Below are 12,702 nucleotides of genomic sequence, written 5' to 3' on the forward strand. Positions count from 1 at the left end.
TCGTCGTACCGAGGTCGTCGTACCGAGGTCGTCGTACCCAGGGGGTAACCCTCACGGCGTAGCTCTCAGGTCCCGGCCCTCGCGGAGTCCCCAGGTCGTAGCTCTCAAGTACCCCTACCAGCCCCCCTCCCCCGGCGGGGAACGCATCGGGATCCGTTCGGTAAGGGCGGGCGGCACCTTTGGGGTGTCGCCGGGTGACGGCGGCGAGGACGAGTGGTGGGAGGAGGTACTGCCATGATCCGCAAGCCCGTTCGTCGGGGCGTCAGCGCCCGGAAGTCCGCGGTCTGAGGACCGTCCTCCGTTTCTTCGAGGGCAGGGAAGGAGGAACAGCCATGATCCGCAAGCCGGTTCGCCGTGGTGTCAGCGCCCGTAAGGCCGTGTCCGCCTGACGGTCGTACTCCCCCGTCCCTACGAGATGCGTGAAGGAGGTACTGCCATGATCCGCAAGCCGGTTCGCCGGGGCGTCAGCTCCCGCAAGGCCGTCGCCGCCTAAGGCGAGGCCCCTTCTCCGTGGCGGGCACGGCGCTTGGCGCGGTGCCCGCCACTGTGTTTGCCGGCTGTGACAGCCGTCTCCCGTACTGCCGAACATCCTTTGAAGGAGCCTGAGATGGAGTTGACCGACCGCGTCGTACGGATCGTGCACGTACCGGGAGCCGGGCTGCTGGCCGCCGATGTCACCGGCCGCATCCACCTGTTGGACGACGACCTGCGCATTCTGCGTTCCTCGCCCGCGCCGACGGGCAGCGTCGTCGCCGGGCACGCGCCCGTGTACACGATCACCGCGGCCGACGGCTGGGTGGTGGGCCGCGACAAGCGAGGGACCTTGCTGCGGTGGCGACTTGACACGTTGGAGCTCGTCGACGTGCTCGATGCCGACCGGACCGCCAATCGTGGGGAGTTGCTGGACGGCGAGGAGCCGTCGCCGGTGATGAGCCGGGGCATCACGGTGCACAAGGGCAAGGTCTACATGAACAACGGGTACCGCCAGATGGCGGTGTTGGACCTGGAGACGTTCGCGGTCGAGCGCATCGAGCCGAACTTCGCGGGCCACGTGCCGCTGGAGTGGTTCTGCCAGGACCACCCGCGCATCGACGCGGCCTCGGACAAGGCCGGTCGCGTGTTCCTCGGCGACCTGGAGACCCTGGACTTCCCCACCGTCGTGCAGGCGGACGGCGGGAACATCCACCGCATCCTGTACGACCCGCTGCACGACCGCTTCTGGGCGACGCAGGACGACGGCGTCGACGAGAACAACAACATCGCCAACGGCGTCCTGACGCTGGACGCGCAGGGCAACGTGACCGGTCAACTCCTGCTGGCCCGCGACGATGTGGAGTTCCTGGCGTTCTCGCCGGACCACCGGACCGTGTACGTCGGCGGCTTCGACGGCGTCCTGCACCTGCTGGACAACAGCACGCCGGAGTTGAAGGTCGGCTCGACGGTCGCCGGATTCACGCACCAGCTCACGGACTTCGCGGTGCACGACGACGGCTCGATCTACACACTGACCCAGGACGGCGACCTGCGCCGGCTCACCGCGGACGGCACGACGACGCTGGCCCGCGCCCCGTTCCGCCGGCAGTGCGTGTGGGACATCCAACCGGCCCTGGATTCGGACGAGTTGTACGTCGCGACGGACGACGGTGTCGCCGTGCTGGCCGTCCTCGCCGACAACCTGGGCGAGCCGTACCTCGCGACCCGCGCGCACCACGTGCACGGCATGGGCTTCACGCGCCGCGTCGTCCCGCTGCCCGGCGGGTACGCCGGTGTCACCCGCGACCAGTGGGTGTTCCGCACCGACCGCGACGGCACGCAGCTGTGGCAGCACCAGGTCGCCGCGCTCGCGCACACCGTGTCGGGGTCGGCGGACCACTCCAGGCTGCTGGCCTGCCACAACGACGGCGTGGACGAACTCGACGCGCGCACCGGCGAGTTGATCGCCCGCATCGACATCGGCCGGGCCTCCGCGTGGGCGGGCTGCTATCTGCCGTCCGGCGAGCGGGTGATCGCCTCCAGCACCGGCCTCGTGAGCGTGTACGCGGCCGAAGGGGACGCGGTGCTGCGGGAGTTCGACACCGAGGAGTACCCGAAGCGGATGTGGGCCGAGGACGCCGACCACCTGATCATCACCGGCGAGAACGGCGTGAAGCGCCTCTCGCTGCTGACGGGTGAAGTGACGCACCGCTGGACGGAGTTGCTCGACAACACCGTCGAGAACGGCGCGTTCCAGGGCGACATGGTGTACGCGGTGTCGTACGGCGCCCAGCTCTCCGTGTACGAGCGGGAGTCGACGGAGATCGTCGCTCTGGTGGAGGATCTTCCGGACTTCGCGAAGGCGCTCGCGGCGGTGCCGTTCGGGGACGGGGGACAGCGGGTGCTGCTGGCCGGCGGCCGGGGCGGCTGGATCCGGGTCTTCCTGACGGCCACCGAGGACCGCAAGGCCCCGCTGACGCGCGTACGCGACCTGATCGTGCCCCGGCAGAAGACGATGCCGTGAGCGAACCGCACCCACAGGAGGCGAGGCCGTGAGCAAGAGCGATGCGGAAAGGGGTGAGGGCGTGCGCAGGACCGATGGGTCCGGGACCGCCCCCGGCCCAGCGGACGGGCCCGAACCCGCCGCCGCCCAGAGCCCGTTGCCGGCTCCCGGCCTCGACGAGGCGAAGCCCTCCCCCTGGCGGGACCGGCGGTTCCAGATCTTCGCGACCGGCAATGTCGTCAACAACATCGGGGAGGCCGTCTACACCGTCGCCCTCCCCCTGTTCGTGTACGAACGCACCGGCTCCCTCGCGATCATGTCGCTGCTGGCGGTGCTGACTCCGGCGACGCTGCTGCTGGCGCCGGTGCTCGGCGCGGTCGTGGACCGTTACGGGGCACGGGTGTTGGTCGTGCCGGGCCTGCTCGTGCAGGCCGCCGCGGCAATCGCCCTGAATCTGACGGGACTTGCCGAACACGCCCCCGTCTGGCCGCTGTTCGTGTTCGGGGCGCTGGTGCAGATCGGCGGCGCCGGGTACCGGATGGGCTGGATGACCGGCGTCGCGCACATGTTCCCGGAGAATCCGGTGCGTTCACGGGCGAGCCTCGGCAGCCTGTACACGGTGACGAACGTGGTCGGCCCGCTGCTGGTCAGCGCCGCGCTGCTGGTCGTCGGGTACAAGGGGCTGCTCTGGTTCAACGTCCTGACGTTCTTCGCGCCGATCGTGGTGTGGCTGATCGGCGTGCACCCGCCGCGCGTCGAGCCCGGCGGCCCGGCCCAAGTCGGCCTGGTCAAGGGCCTGTTGGACGGCGTTCAGGTGATGCGGCGGGCGCCCGTCCTGCTGCACGCGATCCTCGTCTTCGTACCGATGCTGGTGGTCGGCACCACCGGCACCATGACGCTGTCGCTGTTCCGGCTCCAGCACGACTGGGACCTGTCGCCGCGCGCGGTGGGGCTCGTGCTGGTCGGCGTGCGGATCGCCGGGGTGCTCGGGACGATCATCGTCTCCGAGCGCAAGACGTTCCCGTTCCGGGCGATCACGCTGGTCGGGACGGTCGGCATGGGCGCGGCGCTGCTGCTGATGGCGTCGGGTTCGGTGCACGTGTTCGTCGCGGCGATGGTCGTGATGTTCGGTTTCCAGGCGGCGCTCAGCGTGGCGAGCGACCTGATGGTGTTCAAGTTCGTGCCGGCGGACGCGCTGGGCCGGGTCGGCGGGATCGTCGACCTGGTGCTGGGGCTGCCGATCCTCGCCGGTCCCCTCGTGGTGCCCGCGCTGGCCGAACTCCTGGGCTCCTCCGCCGTGTTCCTCGCCTTCGGCGCCGTACAGCTCGCCGGTCTGCTCTGGCTGTGGCGGACCTGGCGGCAGTGGGCGCCCTCCCCGCACACCCCGTCCCGAGAGGAGGCCGTCCCGGCATGAGCGACGGCAACGACAAGGGCCCCGGCGGCGAAGCCGGCCCCGACACCGCGCCGGGCGTCCGCGCCCGGGTCTCCGTGACCCTCAACAGGGCAGGTGCCACGGCCGAGTTGGTGACGTTCACCGAACTCGCCGACCACCAGGAGCACATGGCCGTGGTGGTCCCCGTGCCGCCCGGCACGGTCCCTCTGGTGCGGCTGCACAGCGAGTGCCTGACCGGTGATGTCTTCGGCTCGGCGCGCTGCGACTGCGGCCCGCAGCTGGAGGAGGCGCTCCAACTCGTCGCCGCGGAAGGGGGATCGGTGCTGTACCTGCGCCAAGAGGGGCGCGGGATCGGCCTGTACAACAAGCTCGACGCGTACGTCCTCCAGGACCGCGGCAGCGACACCTTCGAGGCGAACCGGCTCCTCGGCCGGGGCGAGGACGAGCGCGACTACACGGCGGCGGCCGAGATGCTGCGTGCCTTGGGCCTGACCCGTATCCGGCTGCTCTCCAACAACCCCGACAAGGCTGAGCAGTTGACGGAGCTGGGTATCGAGGTCGTCGAGCGGGTGCCCACCGGTGTCTATGTGACCGGGGAGAACGGCCGCTATCTCGACGCGAAGGCCCGGCACGCCGGCCACACCCTGCCCGTACCGAACCCCGACCCCCTGGAGGTGTCTGTCCTGTGATCCGTCACAACGGTCCGATCAGCGGAATCGCGGCCCACGACGGCAGGTTCGTGGCGACCGCCGGCTACGACAACCAGCTCGTCCTGTGGGACGTGGCCACCCGGCGGGCGCTGGCCCGCGCGCTCCACGACCACCTCGCCAACCAGGTGTCGTTCAGCCCCGACGGCAGGCATCTGGTCTCCTCCTCCAGCGACTACACGGCCCGGCTGTGGTCGGTGCCGGACCTGAAGCTGCTCGCGGTCCTCTCCGACCAGGAGGACGATGTCGAGATGTCGGCGTTCCACCCGGCCAAGCCGCTGATCGCGACGGCGTCGCGGGACCACCGGGTGCGCGTGTACGACTTCTCGGGCGTCCTCCTGCACACGTTCACCGGGCACACGGCCGACGTCATCTCGGTCGAATGGGCGTACGACAGCGACGAGTTGGTGTCGTCCAGCGACGACGGCACGATCAAGCGCTGGTCGATCGAGACCGGTGGCCTGGTCTCCGACACGGACCTCGGCGACGTCGAGACGGACACGCTCGCGGTGACGCCGGACGGCACGGTGTTCGCGGGCAACGACGAGGGCGAGATCGTCGAGCTGCGCGGCGAGGGCACGGCGACGCACCACGCGCACGAGGCCGGCATCAAGCGGCTCGTCCTGGACGCCGCGCACGGCCGTATGGTGAGCCTGAGTTACGACCGGACGATGCGGGTGTGGGACGTGACGGACGGGCTGCGGCCGGTCGCCGCGTCGACGTTCCCGGCCGACGTGTGGCCCCGCTCGTGCGCCTTCCTCGACGAAGACACCCTGGTCTTCGCGACGTTCGGCTCCTCGTACGCCATCCACCACATAGGCAGCGGGAGTTGGGACCTCGACCACGTCGAGCCGACGCACGGCGTGAACGCGGTCGCCGTGCACGAGGGGGCCCGGCTCACCATCGGGGACGCGGGAATCCTCCGCCGGGACGGCGTCCCGGTCGCCGAGACCGGCAGCCTGTGCAACTTCCTCACGCCGGTCGCCGGGCGGGTGTTCAGCGGCGGCCAAATGGGCACGGTCTTCGACGCGTTGACGGGTGAGGTCCTCCACCAGCACCGCTCGCCGCTCAACTGCGGCGCCGCCTTCGAGCGGAACGGCGTGCCGCACGTCGTCCTCGGGGCGTACACGGGTGAGGGGCTGGTGTTCTCCGTGGGGCCGGACGGCGCCGTCAAGCACGAGGCGACGCTCGCGCTGCACACCGGCGCGGTCAAGGGAGTTGCCGTCTCCGACGGGCAGATCTTCTCGGTGTGCGCCGACGCCGCCGCGTCCTGGTTCTCCACGGCCGACTTCGCCGAGCTCGCGCGGGCCGACGCGGCGCACGACCGGATCGCCAACGGCTGCGCCGGGCTGCCCGGCGGCCGATTCGCCAGCGTGAGCCGGGACTTGGTGCTGCGCCTGTGGGACGGCGCCTCGGCGACCGCCCACTCCACGCCGCACGACCACTCCGTCAAGTGCGTGACGGCCTCGCCGGACGGCCGGTACGTGGCGACGGGGTCGTACAACGGGCTGGTCGCGGTCTTCGACACCGCCTCACGCGACTGGTCGGCCGTCCGCCGCCCCACGACGTCGGGCATCTCGTCGCTGACCTACGACGCCGACTCGGGTGTGTTCCTCGCCGGTTCGTACGACGGGCAGGTGTACGAGGTTCCGGGGACCGAGGCGTGAACCCCAACGAACTCGCCGACCGCGCCGCGATGGGGCTCCCGGAGTCCTTCGTACGGCGCGGTCCCGAGCCGGAGTTCGACGGCGAGCTGCTGGCGGCGTCGCCGCGGACGCTCGCCGTCGTCGCGGAGTCCGCGCACGAGCCGTACGCGCGGCGGTACGCGGCCGGAACGCTGCTTGCCCTCCTCGGTGATCCCCGACTGCGGGTGTTCGAGCCGGAGTTGGTGGAGGTGCCGGCCGCGAAGGTGACCATCGGGCTGGCGGAGGAGCGGGTCGCCGGGGTGGCCCGGCGGTGGTCCCATGTGGGCGTGCTGGAGGAGTGGATCGCGAAGGAGGCGCCCCAACACGACGTCGACATCGCCGAGTTCAGGATCGGCCGGTATCCGGTGACGAACGGCGAGTACCAGGTGTTCCTGGCGGAGACGCACGCCGAGTGGTTGCCGGGGTCCTGGCAATTCGGGGTGTTTCCCCGGGAGTTGGCCAACCATCCCGTGTGGGGGGTGCCGGCCGAGGCCGGGGACGCGTACGCGGCGTGGCTGTCGCGGCGTACCGGGCGGCGGTTCAGGCTGCCGTCGGAGGCCGAGTGGGAGTACGCGGCGTCCGGCGGGGACGGGCGGGAGTACCCGTGGGGCGAGGGATTCCGGACGGAGTGTGCCAACACCGTGGAGGCGGGGCCGCTCAGGACGACGCCGGTGGGGATCTATCCGGCGGGGCGCAGCCCGTTCGGGCTCGACGATGTCGCCGGGAACGTCGAGGAGTTCGTCGCGGACGACTACGCGGGGTATCCCGGGGGCGGCGCGGAGCCGGACGACCTGCTGCTGACGCGGGGGTCCTACCGGGTTGCCCGGGGCGGGAGTTTCACGCGGTACGGGGATCTCACGCGGTGCACCCGGCGGCACGGGTGGTACGACAAGCCCATCTACGCGATCGGGTTCCGGCTGGCCGAGACGCCCTGACCCCGATCGGCCGAGGCGCCCTGACTCCGGCCGGCCGAGGCGCCGTGCCGGAGCCGGCACCCGGGCCGCGTGACGGCGCGCCCGGGGACGCCGGTTCGGAACCGAACCTCCCAAAGTATCCACCCAGTTGAACCACACCAGCCTCCCGCTGCCCGACAATCGCACGGAACACCGGCGCGGGACTACGAATCCGTTCTTCTCCGCTCGGACGCGGGGCGGAGCACGGGGGCTGGGAGAGGTACGTGGCGTATGGGAAACCAGCAGACGTCCGCTTCAACATCCTTGGTTCACTTGAGGGTTGGCACGGCGACCGGCGGCTGAAACTCGGCAGCCCCACCCAGGAACGGGTGCTGGTCACCCTGCTCCTCGAACCGGACCGGATGGTCCCGGTCTCCCGGCTGGTGGCAGCCGCCTGGGACGACGAACCGCCGCAGACCGCATCTCACCAGGTCCGCAAGGCGGTTGCGGCGCTGCGCACCCGGATTCCGGGCGGCGCGGACCTGATCGTCACCGACGGCACCGGCTACCGGGCGGTCCTCGCCGACGACCAGCTGGACCTGCACGAGTTCAACCACCGGACGCGCCGGGCCCGCGAGGCCTCGGCGGCCGGACAACTCACCGAGGCGATCGAGGAGTTGAGGGCCGCCGTCGATCTGTGGCGGGGTCCGGTCCTCGCGGGTGCGGGCGGGTCGCTGCTGGCCGCCGCCTCCGCCGCCCTGGAGGAGCGGCACATGGCGGTCGCCGAGCAGTACCACGAGCTGCGGCTCGAACTCGGCGATGCGGGTGAACTGGTCGGTTCTCTACGCGAGTTGATCGCCTCGCATCCCCTGCGGGAGGCGCTGCGCGGCCAGTTGATGCTGGCCCTGTACCGGTCGGGCCGCCAGGCCGAGGCGTTGGAGGAGTTCGCGCGGGTGCGGGAGCTGCTCGTCGACGAGCTCGGCATCGATCCGGGGGCGGAACTGACGCGGCTGTACGAGGCGATCCTGCGCGACAGTCCGGAGGTGGCGCCGCGTTCACCGGCGGTCCGCAGGGCGTTGAACGGTACGGCGACGGCCGGTACGGCGGCGTTCGGCGCGGCGCCCGAGCCGTCGCCGGCCGGTGCGGTGGACGCCGGTCCGGCTCCGGACCCCAAACCGGCCGAGCCGCCGCGGACGTTGCCGTACGACCTGCCCGACTTCACCGGCAGGCAGGCCGAGTTGGAGCGGATCGTCACCGCCGGACGGACCCCGGGCCGGGGAGCGGCCCGGCTCGTCGGGGTGGACGGCATGGGCGGCAGCGGCAAGACGGCGCTCGCCGTGCACACCGCGCACCGGCTCGCCGAGGAGTACCCGGACGGCCAACTCTTCGTCGATCTCCGGGGGTTCAGTCCCGGCGAGAAGCCGCAGGAGGCCGGTCCGGTCGTCGACTCGCTGCTGCGCAGCCTGGGCGTACCGGACGACCGGATGCCCGAGGGCGTCGAGCGCAGGCTCTCCCTGTGGCGGCAACTCTCCGCGAGGCGGCGCCTGTTGCTGGTCCTCGACAACGCGGTGGACGCGGCACAGATCCGCCCGCTGCTGCCCGCGTCCGAAGGGTGCCTGGTCCTGCTCACCAGCAGGATGCGGATGCTCGACCTCGACGGCGCCGAGTGGCTCTCGCTCGAACTCCTCTCCCCCGCCGACAGCACCGCCCTCCTGGAGCGCACGCTCGGCGCGGACCGCGTCGCCGCCGAACCCGATGCCGCCGAGCAGCTCGTGAAGCTGTGCGGGGGGCTGCCGTTGGCGCTGCGGATCACCGCCGCCCGGCTGCGCAACCGGCCCCGCTGGACCCTCCAGTACCTCGTCGACCGGCTCGCCGACGAGACGCGCCGGCTGTCCGAACTCAGCGCCGGCGAGCGGAGTGTGGAGGCCACGCTCCGGCTGTCGTACCAGGCGATGGAGGAGCCCCGGCGGGCCGCGTTCCGGCTGCTCGCCGAGCATCCCGGGTCCACGCTCGACGTGCACTCCGTCGCCGCGCTCCTCGGCGGCTGCGTCCGTACGGCCGAGGACACCCTGGAGCACCTCCTCGACATCCACCTCCTGGACCAGCCGGAGATGGGGCTCTACAGCTTCCACGACCTCGTGCGCACCTACGCGTTGGGGCTGCGCGGCGACGAGGACGACAGCGCGGGGGCGCTGCGGCGGCTCGTGTCGTACTACGTCGCCGCGACCGAGGCGGCCTGCGACGCGCTGTTCCCGGGGCGGACGCGGTACGAGACCGGCGCCGGGCAACTGGCCTGGCGTGTACCGGAGTTCGGGACGGCCGAGCAGGCTCTCGGCTGGTTCCGGCGGGAGCACGACGCGTTGCGGGCGGTGGTGGAGCGGGCGGGGGTCGCGGGGCTGCACCGGGACACCGTCGTCCTGAGCCGCAACCTCATGTTCTGTCTCAACCTCCTTGGCCGGCACGAGGAGTTCGGGGCTGCCGCGCGGGTGGCGGTGGCGTCGGCGCGGGTGCTCGGGGATCCGTTGCTGCTGCGGGTGAGCCTGGCGAATCTGGGGATCGCGCACTGGTGGCTGGGGGCGTTCCAGGAGGGGATCGAGGCCGCCGGGGAGGCACTTGGGCTCGTCGTGGCGGACCGGGCGACCGAGGCGTTCTGCCTCGACGTGCTCGGGCTGCTGCACGGCGCGCTCGGGAACTTCGGGCAGGCGCGCACCTATCTGGAGCAAGGGATCGCGCTGCACCGGGAGTTGGGGTCGGAGCGGATGGAGGCGGAGGCGCTGGCCAACCTGAGTTCCGTGCTGACCTGGAGCGGGCGGTACGCGGAGGCCGCCGTACTCGCCGCACGGGCCACGGAGTTGAACCGGCGGCTCGGTGAACGGGGCAACGAGATCACCTCGTTGACCTGGCTGGCGCTGGCCCGGCTCGGGCTCGGGGAGGACGCGCGGGGGCGGGCGTGCCTCGCGCAGGCGCTCGACCTGTGCGACGAGAGTCTCCAGCCGGGGAACGTCGCGCTGGTGCACGCGCATTGGGCGTTGCTGTGCCAGCGGCGCGGGCAGGAGCGGGAGGCCCGTGAATTCGCCGACCAGGCCGTGGAGTTGGTGTTCGCTCGGGGAACGTCCTTGCGGCAGGCGGCTGTTGCCAACGTGGTGGGGGTGGTGCGGCGGCTCCAGGGGGAGCCCGAGCGGGCGTTGGAGCTGCATCGGCGGGCGCATCAGCTCGCGTCGACGCTGGGGTACCGGATCGAGGCGGCCCGGGCCTCGGCGGGGATGGGTGAGGTGCTGGCGGTGCTCGGGGATGCGGAGGCTGCGGCGCAACACCGGGCTACGGCCGGGGAGTTGTTCGACGCGATGGGGGTGTCGGAGGCGGGGCGGGGGATGTGAGGGGCGTACGGACGACGAAGGCGGGCCGTCCCTCTCGGACAGCCCGCCCCCTCTTTGCTACCGGCGACTCGCGGTCCTGGAGCGACCGTTCGGGTCAGTACCGCGCGTTGCCGGGGCCCCGGTGGTCGGCGTGGACGGCCGGGCCGGTGAAGCCCGGCCCCCGGTCGTCCGCGCGGACGGTGTGGGCGGGGTGCGTGACGGCGAGCGCTCCGCCGGCGAGGGCCGCCGGGCCGGTCACCGTCACCGTGGCGGCCTTGTTCCGCGGAGTGCTCGTGCGCATCGCTGTCCCCCTGTGTCGTCGGTGTTCGTCCCGTCGCCGGGATGTCACCGATGGTGCCTCGGGGCGTTCCCCGTGGCTTCCCGAGTCGTTCCCGGTGCGGGAGTTCAGAGAGCGGTCCAGGTGAACGCCACCGCGTCCCCGGCGTTCAGCTTGAACTGGCAGCCGCCGACGGGGGTCGAGGTGCCGTTGACGGAGATGTTCCAGTAGGCGGTGGCGTCGCCCTTGACGCCCTTGATGGTCTCCACGAAGTAGTCGTCGAACGAGGCGTACCAAGTGCCGTCCCAGGTGAATCCGTTGACGCGGGCCGCGTCGTCCAGGGCGGCCGTCGGGGTGGGCACCGGGGAGGGGTTGGCGCCCGCGTTCGTGCCGTCGCACTTGTGGGTGCCGCCCGTGGCGGGGGTGACGTCGTGGCCCTTCGTCCTGACCTTGCCCTTGAAGAGGAGGCCGTCGGGGCCCTGCACGGTCAGGGTGACCTTGACCGGCGCGTTCGTGCCGGCGTACTGGGGCTGGGCCTGCGCGGCGGCGGCTGCCGGGGCGGCGAGGAGGGTGAGGGCGAGGACGGTCGTGCTGATCGCGGTGCGGCGCATGTCGGTGCCTTCCGGTGCGGAGTACGGATCAACGGCCGTAAGGAGTCTATGGGTTGTTCGGGTCCTACGCGGGGCGTACCCGGTTAACCCTGGAGTACTACTCGCCGGACCGCGACAGGCCTCTCCTCACGGCCGGTACGGTGCCGTGCTCGCGCGGACGATCAGCTCCACCGGTACTACGGACGGGGGTACCTCTGAGGTAGGGCCCGCCTCGATGCGGTGGAGGAGGGCGTGCAGGGAGCGGGTGCCGATCTCCTGGAAGTCCGTCCGGATCGTGGTGAGCGGCGGGAGGTAGTGCGCGGCCTCGGGGACGTCGTCGTACCCCACGATGCTGACGTCCTCGGGGACCCGGCGGCCCGCCTCGTGCAGGGCGCGCAGGATACCGAGCGCCATCTGGTCGTTGGACGCGAAGACGGCCGTGACCTCGGGATTCTTGGCGAGCTGCCGGCCGAGGTCGTACCCGGAGTCCGCGCTCCAGTCGCCGACGAGCGGCTCGGGGGCGGGGGCGCCGGCCGCCTTGAGGGCGGCCTCCCAGCTCTCCGCGCGGCGGCTCGCTGAGGTCCAGCCGGTGGGGCCGGCGACGTGGTGGACGGTCGGGTGGCCGAGGGTCAGGAGGTACTCGGTGGCCTTGCGGCCGCCGGTGTGCGCGTCGGCGGTGATCATGGGGGTGCCGTCGCCGAGGTCGTTGTCCATGATGACGAGCGGCATGTCGAGGTGCGCCTCCGCGAGGGCGGCGGCCATCCACAGCTGGGGGGCGATCGCGATCACGCCGTCCGCGCCCTCGGCCGAGAGCCGCTCGACCGCCTCGACGACCGTGTCGGGGTCGGCGGTGTCGAGCGCGATGGAGCTGACGAGGTAACCGGCTTCCTGCGCCGCGGTGTTGACGGCGGTGAGGGTGGAGGCGGGGCCGTACCGGGCGGCGTCGAAGGAGATCACGCCGAGCATGCGGGTACGGCCGCTGGCGAGCGAGCGGGCGCTGCGGCTGGGCCGGTAGCCGAGGGTCCGCATCGCCGCGCGCACCGCCTCCCGGGTCTCCGCCCTGACCGCCGGGTTCTCGTTCAGCACCCGCGACACGGTCTGCTTGCTGACCCCGGCGAGCCGCGCGACGTCCTCCATCACCGGCCGGTTCCCCGCGAAGTTGCGCCGGCTGCGCCCGCCTCCCTTCGTCCCCGGGTTCCCGGCAGCGCCTCTCGTCATGGTGGGTACTTCTTCCCTCGGCCGTCCCCCGGCCCGCTCTCTTCCGGGGCCTGAGGTCGCCGGCGCTGGGGTGGCCGACGGATTCACAGGATAGGACGGGGGCGGGT

9 protein-coding genes are annotated in these 12,702 nt (G+C 71.8%); 6 read left to right on the forward strand and 3 right to left on the reverse strand.

Annotated elements, in window-relative coordinates; all coding sequences use genetic code 11:
* The first annotated feature begins 607 nt into the window (after positions 1–607).
* The 6 genes from AOK24_RS21595 to AOK24_RS21620 all read left to right on the forward strand — a co-directional run bounded on the left by AOK24_RS21595 (position 608) and on the right by AOK24_RS21620 (position 10,531).
* Positions 608–2,497 carry a WD40 repeat domain-containing protein gene (locus AOK24_RS21595; protein WP_055721712.1) on the forward strand — a complete coding sequence of 630 codons (1,890 nt, stop codon included), beginning with the start codon at positions 608–610 and terminating at the stop codon, positions 2,495–2,497.
* Between the two features lie 61 nt (positions 2,498–2,558).
* Entirely contained in the window at positions 2,559–3,890 is a 1,332-nt protein-coding gene (locus AOK24_RS21600; RefSeq protein ID WP_055721713.1) for an MFS transporter, read from the forward strand.
* Entirely contained in the window at positions 3,887–4,558 is a 672-nt protein-coding gene (locus tag AOK24_RS21605; RefSeq protein ID WP_107104011.1) for a GTP cyclohydrolase II, read from the forward strand. The genes AOK24_RS21600 and AOK24_RS21605 overlap by 4 nt, the downstream gene beginning before the upstream one ends.
* Positions 4,555–6,243, forward strand: coding sequence for a WD40 repeat domain-containing protein (locus tag AOK24_RS21610; RefSeq protein WP_055721714.1), 1,689 nt, complete (start codon positions 4,555–4,557; stop codon positions 6,241–6,243). The genes AOK24_RS21605 and AOK24_RS21610 overlap by 4 nt, the downstream gene beginning before the upstream one ends.
* The gene (locus AOK24_RS21615) at positions 6,240–7,196 is read left to right on the forward strand and encodes a formylglycine-generating enzyme family protein (protein ID WP_107104012.1); all 957 of its coding nucleotides are present in this window, start codon (positions 6,240–6,242) and stop codon (positions 7,194–7,196) included. The genes AOK24_RS21610 and AOK24_RS21615 overlap by 4 nt, the downstream gene beginning before the upstream one ends.
* Before the next feature lie 242 nt (positions 7,197–7,438).
* Positions 7,439–10,531: a BTAD domain-containing putative transcriptional regulator gene (locus AOK24_RS21620; RefSeq protein ID WP_107104013.1), complete on the forward strand. Its 3,093-nt coding sequence runs from the start codon at positions 7,439–7,441 to the stop codon at positions 10,529–10,531.
* 94 nt (positions 10,532–10,625) lie between these two features.
* On the opposite strand, the gene AOK24_RS21625 is transcribed toward AOK24_RS21620, so the two are convergent.
* The 3 genes from AOK24_RS21625 to AOK24_RS21635 form a co-directional block, all read right to left on the reverse strand.
* A complete protein-coding gene (locus tag AOK24_RS21625) occupies positions 10,626–10,811 on the reverse strand; it encodes a hypothetical protein (RefSeq protein WP_055721716.1) in 186 nt (61 codons plus the stop codon).
* A 104-nt stretch (positions 10,812–10,915) separates the two neighbouring features.
* On the reverse strand, positions 10,916–11,398 hold the full coding sequence (locus AOK24_RS21630) for a DUF4430 domain-containing protein (protein ID WP_055721717.1): 483 nt from the start codon (positions 11,396–11,398) through the stop codon (positions 10,916–10,918).
* A 126-nt stretch (positions 11,399–11,524) separates the two neighbouring features.
* Positions 11,525–12,595 carry a LacI family DNA-binding transcriptional regulator gene (locus AOK24_RS21635; protein WP_055721718.1) on the reverse strand — a complete coding sequence of 357 codons (1,071 nt, stop codon included), beginning with the start codon at positions 12,593–12,595 and terminating at the stop codon, positions 11,525–11,527.
* Positions 12,596–12,702: the final 107 nt, after the last annotated feature.

The sequence above is a fragment of the Streptomyces niveiscabiei genome, assembly GCF_001419795.1.
In the GTDB taxonomy this organism is placed as follows: Bacteria; Actinomycetota; Actinomycetes; order Streptomycetales; family Streptomycetaceae; genus Streptomyces; species Streptomyces niveiscabiei.

What these genes read in the sequence shown, in the direction of transcription:
- AOK24_RS21595 (WP_055721712.1), top strand. Translation starts at nt 608, where the DNA reads ATGGAGTTGACCGACCGCGTCGTACGGATCGTGCACGTACCGGGAGCC.
- AOK24_RS21605 (WP_107104011.1), top strand. Translation starts at nt 3,887, where the DNA reads ATGAGCGACGGCAACGACAAGGGCCCCGGCGGCGAAGCCGGCCCCGAC.
- AOK24_RS21625 (WP_055721716.1), bottom strand. Translation starts at nt 10,811, where the DNA reads ATGCGCACGAGCACTCCGCGGAACAAGGCCGCCACGGTGACGGTGACC.
- AOK24_RS21630 (WP_055721717.1), bottom strand. Translation starts at nt 11,398, where the DNA reads ATGCGCCGCACCGCGATCAGCACGACCGTCCTCGCCCTCACCCTCCTC.
- AOK24_RS21635 (WP_055721718.1), bottom strand. Translation starts at nt 12,595, where the DNA reads ATGACGAGAGGCGCTGCCGGGAACCCGGGGACGAAGGGAGGCGGGCGC.